The 14399-nt window shown below is 75.2% G+C and carries 11 protein-coding genes; 5 read left to right on the forward strand and 6 right to left on the reverse strand.

The genetic code is table 11. From position 1 onward, the window contains the following. Positions 1-116: 116 nt before the first annotated feature. From ABWI07_RS30110 to ABWI07_RS30125, 4 genes are all read right to left on the reverse strand, one after another. Positions 117-272 carry a VenA family class IV lanthipeptide gene (locus tag ABWI07_RS30110; RefSeq protein ID WP_168221299.1) on the reverse strand — a complete coding sequence of 52 codons (156 nt, stop codon included), beginning with the start codon at positions 270-272 and terminating at the stop codon, positions 117-119. 5 nt (positions 273-277) lie between these two features. After that, a complete protein-coding gene (locus tag ABWI07_RS30115) occupies positions 278-2239 on the reverse strand; it encodes an alpha/beta hydrolase family protein (RefSeq protein ID WP_353820586.1) in 1962 nt (653 codons plus the stop codon). Further along, entirely contained in the window at positions 2173-5028 is a 2856-nt protein-coding gene (gene lanL / locus ABWI07_RS30120) for a class IV lanthionine synthetase LanL (protein ID WP_353820587.1), read from the reverse strand. The genes ABWI07_RS30115 and lanL overlap by 67 nt, the downstream gene beginning before the upstream one ends. Before the next feature lie 461 nt (positions 5029-5489). Next, positions 5490-6620: an ROK family transcriptional regulator gene (locus ABWI07_RS30125; protein WP_149264811.1), complete on the reverse strand. Its 1131-nt coding sequence runs from the start codon at positions 6618-6620 to the stop codon at positions 5490-5492. A 149-nt stretch (positions 6621-6769) separates the two neighbouring features. Here ABWI07_RS30125 and edd point away from each other — a divergent pair, with 149 nt between their 5' ends. Genes edd through ABWI07_RS30145 form a run of 4 tightly spaced genes read left to right on the forward strand, consistent with a single transcriptional unit; the run spans position 6770 to position 10586 of the window. Beyond that, entirely contained in the window at positions 6770-8581 is a 1812-nt protein-coding gene (edd, locus tag ABWI07_RS30130) for a phosphogluconate dehydratase (RefSeq protein ID WP_353820588.1), read from the forward strand. After that, entirely contained in the window at positions 8578-9537 is a 960-nt protein-coding gene (gene glk / locus ABWI07_RS30135; protein ID WP_353820589.1) for a glucokinase, read from the forward strand. Before edd ends, glk begins: the two co-directional genes overlap by 4 nt. Then, positions 9534-10160: a bifunctional 4-hydroxy-2-oxoglutarate aldolase/2-dehydro-3-deoxy-phosphogluconate aldolase gene (gene eda, locus ABWI07_RS30140; RefSeq protein ID WP_149264814.1), complete on the forward strand. Its 627-nt coding sequence runs from the start codon at positions 9534-9536 to the stop codon at positions 10158-10160. Before glk ends, eda begins: the two co-directional genes overlap by 4 nt. A gap of 36 nt (positions 10161-10196) precedes the next feature. Then, the gene (locus ABWI07_RS30145) at positions 10197-10586 is read left to right on the forward strand and encodes a PPOX class F420-dependent oxidoreductase (RefSeq protein ID WP_353820591.1); all 390 of its coding nucleotides are present in this window, start codon (positions 10197-10199) and stop codon (positions 10584-10586) included. Here ABWI07_RS30145 and ABWI07_RS30150 read toward each other — a convergent pair. Continuing rightward, positions 10567-10737: a hypothetical protein gene (locus ABWI07_RS30150; protein ID WP_200842446.1), complete on the reverse strand. Its 171-nt coding sequence runs from the start codon at positions 10735-10737 to the stop codon at positions 10567-10569. The two genes, ABWI07_RS30145 and ABWI07_RS30150, sit on opposite strands and share 20 nt — an antisense overlap. Positions 10738-10810: 73 nt before the next feature. Here ABWI07_RS30150 and ABWI07_RS30155 point away from each other — a divergent pair, with 73 nt between their 5' ends. Further along, positions 10811-11731: a LysR family transcriptional regulator gene (locus tag ABWI07_RS30155; RefSeq protein ID WP_353820592.1), complete on the forward strand. Its 921-nt coding sequence runs from the start codon at positions 10811-10813 to the stop codon at positions 11729-11731. An 8-nt stretch (positions 11732-11739) separates the two neighbouring features. On the opposite strand, the gene ABWI07_RS30160 is transcribed toward ABWI07_RS30155, so the two are convergent. Continuing rightward, on the reverse strand, positions 11740-14334 hold the full coding sequence (locus ABWI07_RS30160; protein ID WP_353820593.1) for an ABC transporter permease: 2595 nt from the start codon (positions 14332-14334) through the stop codon (positions 11740-11742). Positions 14335-14399 lie beyond the last annotated feature (65 nt).

Raw genomic sequence — 14399 nt, forward strand, 5'->3', positions numbered from 1 at the left:
GTCTTCTACACTCGTAAGTGGGTCCGGTCACGGACCGGCTCGTGGCCGGTCCGTGACCGGGGTTCTGCGGGCCGGGGTTCATTCAGGGGTCCCGGGTTCCGCATGGGCTGCGCTGATCAGGCGCAGGAGATGCCGATGCAGATCGTGTTGAGCAGCGTCAGCAGGCCGACACACGCGCAGGTGCCGCCGAGCTGGATGCCGTCGATCTCCACGGGGTCGGTCTCGGGCAGCTCCTGCAGAGCGGCCACGAGGTCGCCGTCGAACGTGTTCATGCGTTTCACCTCCCTTCCTTGTCGAGGGCCAAGGCCCGCCCCGCCGTGAGGCAGAAGCGGACCACCGCTTCACGCAGGACCGGGGACCAGGCCTGGACGACCTCGTGGTGGTCGCCGGCGGTCTCCAGGTAGTCGAAGTCGACTCCTTCGGTCCTGCCGAGTTCGAGGAGGCGGCGGCGCAGCGCCCTGGACTGCTCGACCGGGACGGCCTCGTCCCGGACGCCGTGCGCCACCAGCAGCGGCGCCGTCAGCGCATCGCACGCCCGCAGGACGTCGCGCCCGGCGTCCTGCTCGTCGTGGGCGTCGAGGCGGCTGAGCCGCGACACGCGATCCCTGACCGCTCCGTTGGCGGTGCGGTGCAGGCCGGCCGCCGAGGTGAACGGCGCGAGCGCGACGCAACCCGACCACAGGTCCGGCCGGCGGCAGGCCGCGAGCAGGGCCAGGAAGGCGCCGTAGCTGCCGCCGAGCACGACGGGGCGCGGCAGCGCGGTGCCGCGGCCCTCCGCGAGCGCGTCCGCGACGTGGACGACGTCGTCGAGGTCGGGGCCGCCCCAGTCGCCGATGACCGGCCGCAGGTGCGCGTCGCCGTAGCCGGTGCTGCCCCGGTAGTTGGGGGCCACGACGGCGGCGCCCGCGGCGGCCAGGTACTGGAAGAGCGGCTCGAACTCGTACCGCCACGCCGACAGCGGTCCGCCGTGCAGGGCCAGCACCAGCCGGGGCCGCGTGCGCCAGCCGGGGCCGCCGTAGACGATCGCCTCGATGGGCCCCGCCGGTCCGGAGAGTTCGACGAGTTCCGCGCCCCGCCAGGCCGCCGCGCCGTCGGAGGGATGCGCGGCCAGGTCCCAGCCGGAGGGCGCGGGACGCCGCACCGTCGCGAGGGTCGGCGGCTGGTGCGGGGCCGAGAACCGGACGTGGACACGGCCGTCGCCGCCCCAGTGCGCGGGCGGCCAGAGCATGCCCGGCGGGCCGGGGACCGGGGTGATCCGGTCGTCCCCGGTGGCGTAGACGGCGAGGCGTGCGGCGGCGCCGGCGATCTCCCGGACGAGCAGCCGCTCGCCGGAGGCGTCGAAGGCCAGCGGGGTCCGGTACGCGGCCGACCGGTTGAGGTTCTCGGGGAACCGGACGGGGCCGCCGCCGGGCAGGCGCAGCCCGATCTGCGGCGCGCCCCGCTGCTGGGCGCCCGGCGTGGTGGTGGTCACCGCGAGGGCGCCAGAGCGCGGGCTGTAGGCCGCGATCCGGTCGCCGGTGGTGTCCGACACCGACCAGAAGCGCTGCCAGGTGCGTTCGCGCAGGTCGACCAGGATCCCCTCGGTCCGGTGCCCGGCGCCGTCGTGGTCGAGGGCGAGGGTGCGGCCCTCGTCGGCCCAGACGCCGCCCGACAGCACGCCGGGGATCCGCAGCACCGGCTCCAGGACGGGGGACGAGGGCGACACCCGCCAGATGCGCGAGTGCCGTTCGTCCTCGATGGCCACGAGCAGCGCGGTCTGCGCCTGCCCCGGAGAGGCCAGCAGGAACCCGGCGAGCATCTCCGGCACCGGCCACGACCGCACGGGCCTCAGCCCGGCGGGGGTCGGCTCGGCGGCGACGAGGGTCCCGTGCCCGGCGGGCTCGCCGTGGTCGCCGACGGCGGGCCGCACGACCAGCACGCGGCCGTCGTTCAGCGGCAGCGCCCCGCAGCGGCGGTCGATGATCCCGCCGCCCGGGCAGTCCCCGTCCGGGAGGGCGGCGTCGTCGAGCGTCCGCAGGGAAGGCCCCGGGTTGACGGCGGGCCACGTCAGGTCCCATCGCTCCAGGACGACGCTGTCCTCCGCGGACCGCAGGCAGGTGGCCCAGCGGCCGTCGGCCGAGAAGGCGAAGCCGAACCGGCTCGGCACGGGCGGAAGGTCCGGCAGGGCCCCGGTCATGACGCCCGCCCGGCGGTCGTCGGCGCGGGGGCCGCGGAGCCGGCGGCCTCGTCGGCCGTCCACTGGCGCGGCGTGCCGTTCTGGAGGCGCACCAGGAAGCCGAGGACGCCGCTGAGTCCGTCCCCCCAGGTGATCGAGACGTTGCCCTGCTCGTCGGGGAACACCGTCCGGCCGCCGCGATGCGCCCGGTTGGCCAGGACCATGCGGGCGAGCCGCCACGCGTCCTCCCGGAAGCGCTCGTCGCCGGTGAGGGCGGCCAGGTCGAGCAGGAAGTCGCCGTTGCCGGACAGGCCGTGGCACTGCCCGAGCGTCGCGCGCCAGCGGTTGTCCATCACCGCGCGGGCGGCCAGTTCGGCGGCCCGGCGGAAGCGCCGCTCCCCGGTGGCCCGGCCCAGGCGGCCGAGGAAGCCGCCGATGCCGGCCGAGCCGTGGCACCAGTACGGCGCGGTGGCGATGTCCCCCGAGTTCGCCGGCCACATCGCCGACCGCCCTGTGTCGATCATGGTGTCGAGCAGCGTCTCCCCGACGCCGGCCGCGAGCGCCCGGTGGGCGTCGCCGCCGACCGACCCGGCGCAGGCGAGCAGGAAGGCGCCGACGCCCGCGACGCCGTGCGCGAATCCGTAGTAGCGCCGTCCGGCGAGCTTGGACTCGATCTCGGCGGGCGTGCTCCAGTCGAGCCCGCCGTCCCGCTCCTCGGCGGTCGCGGCGAGGGCGTCGGCGGCCGCGACCGCCCGCTCGGCGAACCTCGCCCGCCCCGTCCGGGCCCACATGTGCAGGGCCGCGAAGCCGAGGCCGGCCGTCCCGTGCGTCACGTCCGGGCTGGGGACCGCCTCCGGCAGCCGCTCCGCGACGGCGAGCGCCCCGTCGACCAGCTCGCCGTCGTCCAGGGCCAGGCCGGCGTCCAGCACCGCCCACGCGGCGCCCGCCGTGCCGAAGTACAGCCCGGGGGGCCGGTCGCCGTCCCTGTCCAGCCGCCGCAGGACCCAGTGGCCCGCGTCGCTGATCGCCTCGGCCAGGCGCGGGTCGGCGCCGACCTCGTAGCACCGGGTCAGCGCGCCCAGCGCTCCCGCGGCGCCGTGCTGGAGGCTGCAGGGGTCGGGGGCGCCGTGGACGCATGAGGCGGGCCACAGCGTCTCGGCCGACTCCGGGGTCATGGTGGCGATGAGCTGGTCGACGATCCCGGCGATGGACAGCCTGCACTGCCCCTGCAGCGACGGGGTGCGCACGGTGCGCGGCGCGCCGCCGCGCCGGCCCGCCGGAACGCCGCCGGCCTCGCGGCCTCCGCCTTCGCGCTCCGGGGCCATCCTGGCCAGCTCCTCCCGCGCCCTCGGCGGCCCCCAGCGGTGGCCGGGCCGGTCGGCCATCAGGCCGAGCAGGAGCGGGACGAGCCCGTCGGGCAGGTCGAGGTCCAGGGTGCGGGCGGCCAGCCATTCCGCCAGGCGCTCGTTCAGGGACCTGGCCGGGGGGCTCTCCTCCAGGAGGTAGGGGGGTCCGCCGGTGAGGACGTGGCAGAGCGTCGCGCCCAGGGCGAAGTAGTCGGCCGACCGGGCCGGCGCGGCGCCGTCCATCTGCTCCGGCGCGCTGTAGCCGGGGGTGCCCACCCGCATCCCTTCGCGCTCGGTGTCGTCCCGGGTGAGGGCCAGCTCCAGGTCGATCATCACCGGGGCGCCGCCGGGGCGCACGATGATGTTGCTCGGGTTGAAGTCGCGAACGATGAGCCCGGCGCGGTGCGCGTTCGCCATCAGCTCGGCCAGGCGCCGGCCCATCTCCAGGGCCGGGGCGAGGTGGGGGCCCCATCCCGCGTCGCCGACCAGGTCCGCGACCCACTGCCGCAGCGAGATGCCCGGGATCATCTCCTGCGCCAGGAAGAGGTGGCCGCTCTGGGTGAAGAGCTCGACCGGGCGCGGCGCGAAGCCCAGGGTCTCGACCGCCCTGAGTACGCGGTCCTCCGTCCGCAGCCGGTCGCGGGTGTCCCTGCCCTTCGCGTCGACGTCCACGTGCGGGCGCGCCTCCTTGATGACGACCGCCTCGCCTGTCTCGTTGTCCGTCGCCCGGTACACGCCGCCCTTGTTGGTGTGGCGGATCGCCTCGTGGACGGTGAACCGCGATCCGATCAGAACGCCTTTCCCCTTCTCCGTGCCATTCTTGATGGCTGTGCTATTTCGGCTGTTTTCGGTCCCGCCGGTCGCGTCCGCGCCGTTCTCGCTCTGCGTCGGCGGAACGTCCTGGGGGAATGGGCAGACGGCCCATGGAGGCGGCGCGTAGGTGGCGCCGCGGCGGTCTTCCACGGGATTGCCGTCGGGGTCGAGAATGACCCAGGCGTAGAACCCGTCGTTGGTGATCCGCCGCACCTCGACGAAGGCTCCGTAGCGGTAGTGGACGAGGCTCCCCGGCCCGTAGGGGCGGTCGGAGAGGATGCGCGGGCCGGGCAGGCCGGCGGTCGCCACGTGCAGTTCCGCCGCGAGCCGGACGGCCTCGTCGTCGTCCACCGGGTAGACGGTGATGAACTTTCCGGAATGGCCGCGCGAGGTGTTGCGGGCGTTCAGGGCGGCGACCAGGTCGCGGGTGGCGGCGAACTTGAAGAGGGAGCGGCCCGCCAGGAGCACCGGCAGCGAGCGGGCGAGCACCTGCTCGGCCGACGCCGGCGTGGCGGAGACGTGCAGCTTCCAGCCCTGCTGGGGGCACTCGGCGTTCCGCGGGCGCACCTGGGCCCACATGCCGCTGCGCACCGTCGTCCACCGGACCGGGCCGGCCGCGGCGGCGAGCGCCCGGTCGAGGACGTCGAGCAGGCGGGTGTCGCCGTCGTCCGCGGCGGACGCCCCGGACAGGACACTGAAATGGAAGTCCGCCATCTCCGCTCGTCCTCTCTCTTTCCGCTCGACCGTCCAGGTCGCCGGCGCTTGCTATGGAACGTGTCGGCTTTTGTGATCAAAAGCCGGGAAAGCAATGGGATGTAACTTTCGTCGAGCAGGGACACGGTAACCACGAATCATCCGGAAACGCTAGAGCGCGAGTTCTGTCCGACATCCACTTGATCGGTAGAAAAGACTTACCTGACGGGAAATATGTCATGTGACGCGTGTGCAGAGAGTGACGATCTTTTCCGGCGTCGTTCCCGCAATGGGGGGAAATGTCGAGTTTCCCATCACCCGGAATCGATGATCGCGTTTTCGCGCCGGGTTGCGGTCCGGTTTCCGGACACCTCATGGCCGATGACTGCCACACCGGCCGGTGGCGACGCGCCGTGCGGTTGTGCTAACGCCCCGTCGCGCACGAAAAGGGCGGCCGCGCTCTCGCCTGCGGTTCCCGCCTCTCAGGCGCCGGCGGCGGCCGCGTCCACGGCGCCGGGGGAGAGGATGTTGTCCAGCACCATGGCGGCGCAGCCGGCCAGGCCCGCGCCCTCGCCCAGGCGGCTCGGCTCGATCCGCAGGTCCCGGGTCGCCAGCGCCGTGGAGCGCCGGTAGACGATCTCTCGCAGGCCGGCGATCAGCGGCTCGTCGGCGCCCGCGAGGTCGCCGCCGAGGACGACGACCGCGGGGTTGAGCAGGTTGACGGCGGTGGCCACGACCTCGCCGATGCGGCGGCCGGCGTCGCGCAGCAGGGCGACGGTCGCGGGGTCGCCGGCCCGGGCGAGGGCCGCCAGGGCGGGCAGGTCGTCGGCGGGGGAGCGGGCCAGCAGGGCGGTCCCGCCGGCGACGGCCTCGACGCAGTTCACGTTGCCGCAGCGGCAGGGCGCCTCGCCGGGGAACGGGACGGGGACGTGCCCGATCTCCCCGGCCGCGCCGAGCGCGCCGCGCTGGATACGGCCGCCCGCGATGATGCCCGCGCCGATCCCGGTCGAGACCTTGACGAACAGCAGGTCGCCGACGCCCGGATGGGCCTGGTGCTCGCCGAGGGCGGCGGCGTTGACCTCGTTGTCGAGGTAGGCGGGGACGCCGAAGCGCTCGGCGACCGGCGCGCCGATCTCGACCGCGTCCCAGCGCCCGGCGACGTGCTCGACGGCGTCGGGCACGCCGAGGCCGACGCCGCGGACGGTCGACGGGTCGGTGCCGGACGCGTCGAGGAGCGACGCCCACTGGTCGAACAGGCGCGGAAGCGTCTTGCCCGGGGTCGTCTCCGCCGGGGGCCCGTCGGCGCGGGCCAGGACCGTGCCGGCGAGGTCGCACACGGCGAGCTGGCCGCGGGACTGGCCGAGGTTCGCGACGAGGACGGCGCCGCCCGCGGCGTTGAACTCCAGCCGGGCCGGGGGGCGCCCGCCGGTGGACGGCCCGTCGGCGCGCTCGACGACCAGCCCGCGCGAGATCAGCGCCGCGACGCGGGACGCCACGGCGGGACGGGACAGCCCGGTGAGGCGGCCCAGCTCGGCGCGGGTGGCGACGCCGTCCTCGCGGATCAGGCGCAGCATGTCGCCGCCGGTGGCCGGACGGGTGACGGGGCGGGGCATCCGGTCAGTCAAGCAGTCAGGGCTTCGGTACGTCCAGTTGGGAGAACTTCCAGACTTTTGTCATTCAAAGTTCATAAGTCCTGTTGAACGGGTGACCTATGTCTCGCTACCTTGGTGATCCAGCGATCCCCCTGGGCTTGGAGCTTCTGATGGCTGTGCATCCCGTGCTGGCGGCAGTGACCCGGCGCGTCGTCGAGCGGAGCGCCGGATCCCGCGGCGCCTACCTGGACCGGATCCGGGCCGCCCGGTCGGAGGGCCCGGTGCGCGGCGGGATGGGGTGCGCGAACCTCGCGCACGGCTTCGCGGCCTGCGGCGTCCAGGACAAGCTGTGGCTGCGCGGCGACGTGACGCCCAACATCGCGATCGTGTCGGCGTACAACGACATGCTGTCCGCGCACCAGCCGCTCCAGGACTACCCGGACGTCCTGAAGGCGGCGATCCGCGCGGGGGGCGGGACGGCGCAGTTCGCCGGGGGCGTCCCCGCCATGTGCGACGGCATCACCCAGGGCCGCGCCGGCATGGAGCTGTCGCTGTTCAGCCGGGACGTGGTGGCGATGGCGACGGCCGTGGCGCTGTCGCACGACATGTTCGACGGCGCGCTGCTGCTCGGCGTCTGCGACAAGATCGTCCCGGGGCTGGTGATCGGGGCGCTGTCGTTCGGGCACCTGCCGGTGCTCCTGGTGCCCGCCGGGCCGATGGCGTCGGGGCTGCCGAACGGCGAGAAGGCGAAGGTCCGCAAGCGGTTCGCGGCGGGGGAGATCGGCCGCGAGCAGCTGCTCGCCGCCGAGGCCGCGTCCTACCACTCGCCCGGCACCTGCACCTTCTACGGGACGGCCAACTCCAACCAGCTGCTCATGGAGGTCATGGGGCTGCACCTGCCGGGGGCCAGCTTCGTCCCGCCCGGGACGAAGCTGCGCGAGGCCCTGACCGAGGCGGCCGGCAGGCGCGTCCTCAAGCTCACGGACCTCGGCGACGGCTACACCCCGATCGGGGAGCTGCTCGACGAGCGCGCGTTCGTCAACGGGGTCGTGGCGCTGCTCGCGACCGGCGGCTCCACCAACCACACGCTGCACCTGGTGGCGATGGCCGCCGCGGCGGGCATCGAGCTGACCTGGGACGACTTCGACGAGCTGTCCAAGGTCACGCCGCTGCTCACCCGCCTCTACCCCAACGGGACCGCCGACGTGAACCACTTCCACGCGGCGGGCGGCACCGCGTTCCTCATCGGCGAGCTGATCGACGCGGGGCTCCTGCACGAGGACGCGAGGACGGTCGGGGGCGACACCCTCGCGGCGTACCGGAACGTTCCCGAGCTCGTCGGCGGCAAGGTCGAATGGCGCGCGGCGGTCGGAGAGTCCGGCGACACCGAGGTGCTGCGCCCGGTCGCCGAGCCGTTCGACTCGCACGGCGGCCTGCACACGGTGCGCGGCAACCTGGGGCGGGCGGTCGTCAAGGTGTCGGCGGTCCGGCCGGAGCACCGCGCCATCGAGGCCCCCGCCCGCGTGTTCGACTCGCAGGAGGCCCTCCAGGAGGCGTTCGCCGCCGGCGAGCTGGACCGGGACGTGGTGGCGGTCGTCCGCAACCAGGGCCCGCGCGCCAACGGGATGCCGGAACTGCACCGGCTCACCCCGCCGCTGTCGGTGCTCCAGGACCGTGGGCACCGCGTCGCGCTGGTGACGGACGGTCGCATGTCGGGCGCCTCAGGGGCGGTGCCCGCCGCGATCCACGTGTCGCCGGAGGCCGCGGCGGGCGGGCCGCTCGCCCGCGTCCGCGACGGCGACGTCGTCCGGCTCGACGCGGACGCCGGGGTGCTGGAGGTCCTCGTCCCCGACGAGGAGTTCGCCGCCCGCGAGGCCGCCGCGCCGCCGCCCGACCAGACCTACGGCACGGGACGGGAACTGTTCCAGGTGTTCCGCCATGCCGTGGGCCCGGCCGAGCGCGGGGCCGGGGTGCTCTCATGACTTGGCTGGTCGCGGATGTTGGCGGGACGAACGCGCGGTTCGCGCTGGTAGACGGTCCGGACGGCGTCCCGTCCGAGGTCAGGTCGCTGCCGACCCGCGACCATCCGGGCCTGGCGGAGGCCGCGGCCGCCTACCTCGACATGGTCGGCGTGCGTCCTGCGGCCGCGTGCCTGGCGGTGGCGGGGCCCGTCACGAACGGCACCTTCCACCTCACCAACGCGGGCTGGCCCAAGGGCAGCCCGGAGGCGGTGCGCGCCCACCTCGGCATGGCGCACCTGGAGGTCATCAACGACTTCGAGGCGCTCGCCCTGGCCCTGCCCCGCCTCGGCGAGGACGACCTGGTCCCCGTCGGGGCGGGAACCGCGGACACCGGCGCGCCGCTGGCCGTGGTCGGGCCGGGCACGGGCCTCGGCGTCGCCGGGCTCGTTCCGACGCCGTCGGGCTGGGTGCCGCTGCCGGGTGAGGGCGGCCAGGTCGACGTCCCGGCCGCCACCGACCGGGAGACGGCGGCGGCGCGGCTGCTGCGCGCCGAGAAGGGCTCGGCCACCGCGGAGTTCCTGCTGTCGGGGGCGGGTCTCGCCCGCCTCCGCCGCTACCTCGCCGCGATCGACGGCGCGCCGGCGCGCGACCTGACCCCGCGGCAGATCAGCGAGGACCTGGACGACCCGCTGAACCGCGAGGCCGTGGAGATGTTCTGCGCGCTGCTGGGGTCGCTCGCGGGCAACGTCGCCCTCACGCTCGGCGCCCGGGGCGGCGTCTTCCTCGGCGGGGGCATCCTGCCGCGGATCGTGGACGTGCTGCAGGGCAGCGCGTTCCGTGCCCGTTTCGAGGGGAAGCCCCCCGTCGAGGACTACATGCGCGCCATCCCGACCTCGCTCATCGTCCATCCCGGCCCGGCCCTGGTCGGCGCCGCCGTCCGGCTCGCGCAGAGCCTGCCCCACCTGGAGCCCGCATGATCGCTGAAGACCTGTTCGACCTCGCGCCCGTCATTCCCGTCGTGGTGCTGGACGACGAGGAGGCCGCCGTCCCGCTGGCCCGCGCCCTGGTCGAGGGCGGCCTCCCGGTGATCGAGGTGACGCTGCGCACGCCGTCCGCGCTGGCGGCGATCACGCGGATCGCCGCCGAGGTCCCGGACGCGGTGGTGGGGGCGGGGACGGTCGTGCGCCCCGAGGACGCCGAGCGCTCGGCCGCCGCCGGGGCGCGGTTCCTGGTCAGCCCCGGCTGCACGCCCCGCCTCCAGGCGGCGATGGTCGCGACCGGGCTGCCGTTCCTGCCGGGCGTCGCGACCGCCTCCGAGGCGATCGCGCTGCTGGAGGGCGGGATCACGGCGATGAAGTTCTTCCCGGCCGAGGCGGCGGGCGGCGCCGCCTACCTGAAGGCGCTCGGCGGGCCGCTGCCGCAGATCCGGTTCTGCCCCACGGGCGGGGTCGGCCTGCGGAACGCGGCCGACTACCTCGCGCTCGGGAACGTCGGATGCGTCGGCGGCTCCTGGCTCACCCCCGCGGACGCCATCCGCGACGGCGACTGGGACCGCGTCCGCAAGCTCGCCTCCGAGGCGGCGGCCCTCCGCTCGCGGTGATGTCACATCGGGCGCCGGGCCTCACGTCTCCCGGGTATGGACACGAAATCGACGCTTGAGACTCTGAGGAAGCAGCGCACCGTCCTGCTGACGAGCTACCGCAGGGACGGGACGCCGGTCGGGACGCCTGTGAGCGTCGTCGTCCGCGGCGACCGCGCCTACTTCCGCACCTACGACAAGGCGTTCAAGGCGAAGCGGCTGGCGCGCAACCCGGAGGTGGAGATCGCGCCGAGCACCCTCCGGGGCGAGGCCACCGGCCCGGCGGCGCACGGCCGCGTCCGCCTGCTCACCGAGGAGGAGGCGCGGCCGATCCGCAGGCTGCTGGCCCGCAAGCACCCCCTCCTGCAGGGCCTCGCGGTGCCGCTGGCCCACAAGCTGAAGCGGTACCGGACGCTCCACTACGAACTCACGCTCGACGAGGGCTGACCGCGCGGTGCGGGCACGGCCCGGCGGCGAGCCCCTGGCCGCCGCCGGTGGGGACGAGGTCCATCCGCAGCCGCCCGCAGGCGCAGCGCGTCCACGTGACGACGCCGTCGCTGGTGATGTGCCGGGACACGAGAGTGGTGTGTTCGCTCATGCCAGCAGTCTGCGACCGTTCCAACGTTGCCGTCTATTTCAGATTTCCTTAGGGAATCGTGCAAGATGGTTGCATGATCGACCTGCGCAGGCTGCACATGCTGAGGCTCGTCCACCAGTACGGGACGGTCACGTCCGCGGCGGAGGCGATGCACCTGACGCCGTCGGCGGTCTCCCACCACCTCCGCGAGCTGGCGCGGGAGCTGAGGGTCCCGCTGCTGGAGCCGCAGGGCCGCAAGGTGCGGCTCACGCCGGCCGCGCACCTGCTGATCGGGCACGCCGACGGCCTCCTCGCCCGGTGGGAGGAGGCCCTCGCCGACCTGGCGTCGCACCGCGCCGGTGAGGTCGGGCCGCTGCGGATGTGCGGGTTCACCACGGCGGTCTCCGGGCTCGTCGCGCCCGCCGCCGGCGCCCTGCTGCGGGAGGACCCGGATCTCACGATCGAGGTTCGCGAGTGCGACACCGACGAGGCCGTCGGGCTGCTCGCCGCGGGGGAGACCGACATCGCGGTGATCGAGCCGACGCCCGGCGCGCCGCCGCCCGGCGATCCGCGCTTCGACCGGGAACCGCTCCTGGAGGAGGCGCTCGACCTCATCGTCCCGGCGGGGCACCCGCTCGCGCTCCGCGACGGCGTCCGGCTGGAGGACGCGGCGGGCGAGCCGTGGATCAGCGTCCACGGCTGCGTCCACCACCAGCAGGTCATGGCCTACTGCGCCGCGGCCGGGTTCACTCCGCGGATCGCGCACAACGCGACGACCTGGTCGGTCATCTGGGCGCTGGTCGCCAACGGGCTGGGGGTGTCCCTCGTGCCGCGGCTGGCCGGCGATCCGGCGGGCCAGGAGGTCGTGCGGGTGCCGCTGGCCGGGGACGGCGTCCCGAAGCGCCGCGTGCTGACCTGCGTGCGCCGCGGCAGCCGCTCCCACCCCCTGATCGCGCGCGCCCTGCACGCCCTCCACGAAGCCGTCCCCGCCCCCTGCGCCCTGGCAGCCGCCTGACCCCTGAGTCACTCGGCGGCGATCGCCTCCAGGACGTCCATCCGCGCGGCGCGGCGGGCAGGCCAGACGGCGGCGGCGACGCCGATGACCGCGGCCGCTCCGACGCACGTCGCCAGCCGCGCGTAGGGGACGGCGAGCACCTCCATGCCGCTGTCACCGCCGGCGAGCGCGTGCTGCAGGGCGATCCCGAGCAGGGCTCCCGTGCCGACGCCGAGCAGCGCGCCGAAGAGGGAGACGACGACCGCCTCGTAGCGGATCATCCGGCGGAGCTGGCGGCGCTGCATGCCGAGGGCCCGGAGCGTGCCGATCTCGCGCGTCCGCTGCGTCACCGCCAGGGCGAGCGTGTTGACGATGCCGAGCGCCGCGATCAGGACCGACAGCACCAGCAGGCCGAGGACGAGCCGGAGGAACAGGTCGATCCCCCCGGCGGCGTCGTGCTCGACCTGCGCGCGGTCCTTGAGTTCCAGGTTGGGCCATGGGGCGAGCGCCCGCTCCAGAGCGGCGCGGTCCGCCGTCCCGACGTTGATCTCGATGCGGTCGACGGGGGCCTGCGAGTCGTGCTTCCGGTAGCCGGCCCAATCGACGATCAGGGCGGGTGCGGTGGGGGTGAGGGCAGGGCGGTCCGCGTAGACGCCCGCGACGCGGAACGTCCGCTTCGTCCCGTCCTGGTATTGGCCTTCGATCGTCGTGCCGGCCTTCCACCCGTGCGCCCGGGCGAGGGTGCTGCCGACTAGCAGCTCGTCCCCGCGGAGCCGAGCGGACCCTTCCCAGAGCGGGAGCCGGAAGTGGCTCAGCAGCTCGCCGGGCGATCCGGCCGCGCCGGTCGGGACGGAACCGGCCAGCCTGAGCCGGGCCGTGCGGATCGTGACGGCCGTCCGCACGCCGGGCACCGCCGCCACGGCGTGGGCCGCGCCCGCCGGCACCGGCGTGACCTCGCTCCGGCCCTCGACCTGGTAGTCGGCGGTGAGGCTCGCGTCGAGCCGCCGGTCCACCGAGGCCGCCATCGACTGGACGACCACCGACACCGCCGCGATCAGCGCCAGCCCGATCGTCAGCGCGGACGCCGTCGCGGCGGTCTGCCGGGGCTCGCGCAGGGCGTTCCGGCCGCCCATCCGCCCCGTGCCGCCGCCCCACCGCGCGAACGGCCACGCCAGGACGCGGACCGCGGGACGGCTCAGCGCCGGCGAGACCGCGACCACCCCGGTGAGGACGGCCATGGCGCCCGCCCCGGTCAACGTGAGCGCGGTGTCCCCGGCCGCCGCGAAGCCGCCCGCGATCAGCCCCGCGCCCGCCGCGCACAGGGCCGCGCCGCCGAGCGCACGCCGCCGCAGCGGGCGGGTCCCGTCCGTTGCCGCCTCGCGCAGGGCGGCGACGGGCGGGATCCTGGACGCGCGCCGCGCCGGGACGAGCGCGGCCGCGAGCGTCACCAGCGTCCCCACCGCGTAGGACGTGATGACCGCGGACGCGGGCAGCGCCAAGGGCCCGAACGGCAGCTCCTCACCGCCGGTGAGGGCCGCCAGGAGCCGGGCGAGCCCCGCCGCGACGCCCGCGCCCGCGGCGAGGCCCAGCGTGGAGCCCGCGAGCCCGACCCCGGCCGCCTCGCCGAGCACCGCCCCGGTCACCTGACCGCGCGACGCGCCGACCGCCCGCAGCAGCGCCAGCTCCCTGACCCGCCCGCTCACCAGCATCGCGAAGGTGTTGAAGATGACGAAGGAGCCGACGAAGACCGCGATCGCGGCGAAGACCAGGAGGAACGTCCGCATCGCGGTGAGGATCGGCTTGACGGCCCCGGCCTGCTCGGCGACGGCCTTCCGCCCGGTGACCGCCTCGACCCCGGGAGGGAGGGCCGCCGCCACCGCGTCCCGGAGCCGCTCCTGCGAGACCCCGGCCTCGGCGTGCACCACGATCCGCGCGTACGTCCCCGGCCGCTCGGACAGCAGCCGCTCCGCCGTTCCGGGCGCGAACGCCGTCATCGAGACCGCGCCGCCGAGCCCGGAGTCGCCGACCTCGAACAGGCCCGCCAGCCGGAACGTCCGGGTGCCGGAGAGCAGCGCCACCGTGACGCGGTCGCCGAGCCGGTAGCGGGCCTCGCGGGCGGTCGCGACGTCGACCGCGACCTCGTCCGGCGCCGCCGGGGGGCTCCCGGAGACGAGGCGGGGCAGGGACAGGTCCCGGTCGCCGTCCCACGCGACTCCGGTCTGCGGTTCGCCGCCCGCGATCCTGCCCCGCCGGTCCACGACGGCGGCGAAGCCGCTGACGACCCCGTGCGCCTTCCCGACGCCGTCCACGCGCCGGACGGCCGCCAGCAGCGACGCCGGAACCGGACGCTGCGGCGCCTGCTCGCCCGGCCCCGGCTCGAACGCCCGCCGCGAACGGACGATCACGTCTGTCCCGCCGCCGAGGTCGGCGAAGGCGCGGTCGAACGAGCGGTCCAGCGTCGCGGAGAAGACCAGCGTCCCCGCGACGAACGCGACGCCGGCGACGACCGCGGCCGTCGACGGCAGCAGCCGGGCCCGGTGCGCGACGAGGCCCCGCAACACGAGCCTGGTGAGCCGGGGTGCGTGGGGGAGCCGCCGTCCGCGGAGAACGCCTCTGACCGTCATGCGGCCGATTCCAGCCGGGCGGGCAGTCCCGGCGGGAGCGCGGATCGTCGGGTCCGGGCCATGCG

Origin of the sequence: Actinomadura sp. NPDC000600 (assembly GCF_040492135.1) — a bacterium.
Classification (GTDB): Bacteria; Actinomycetota; Actinomycetes; order Streptosporangiales; family Streptosporangiaceae; genus Spirillospora.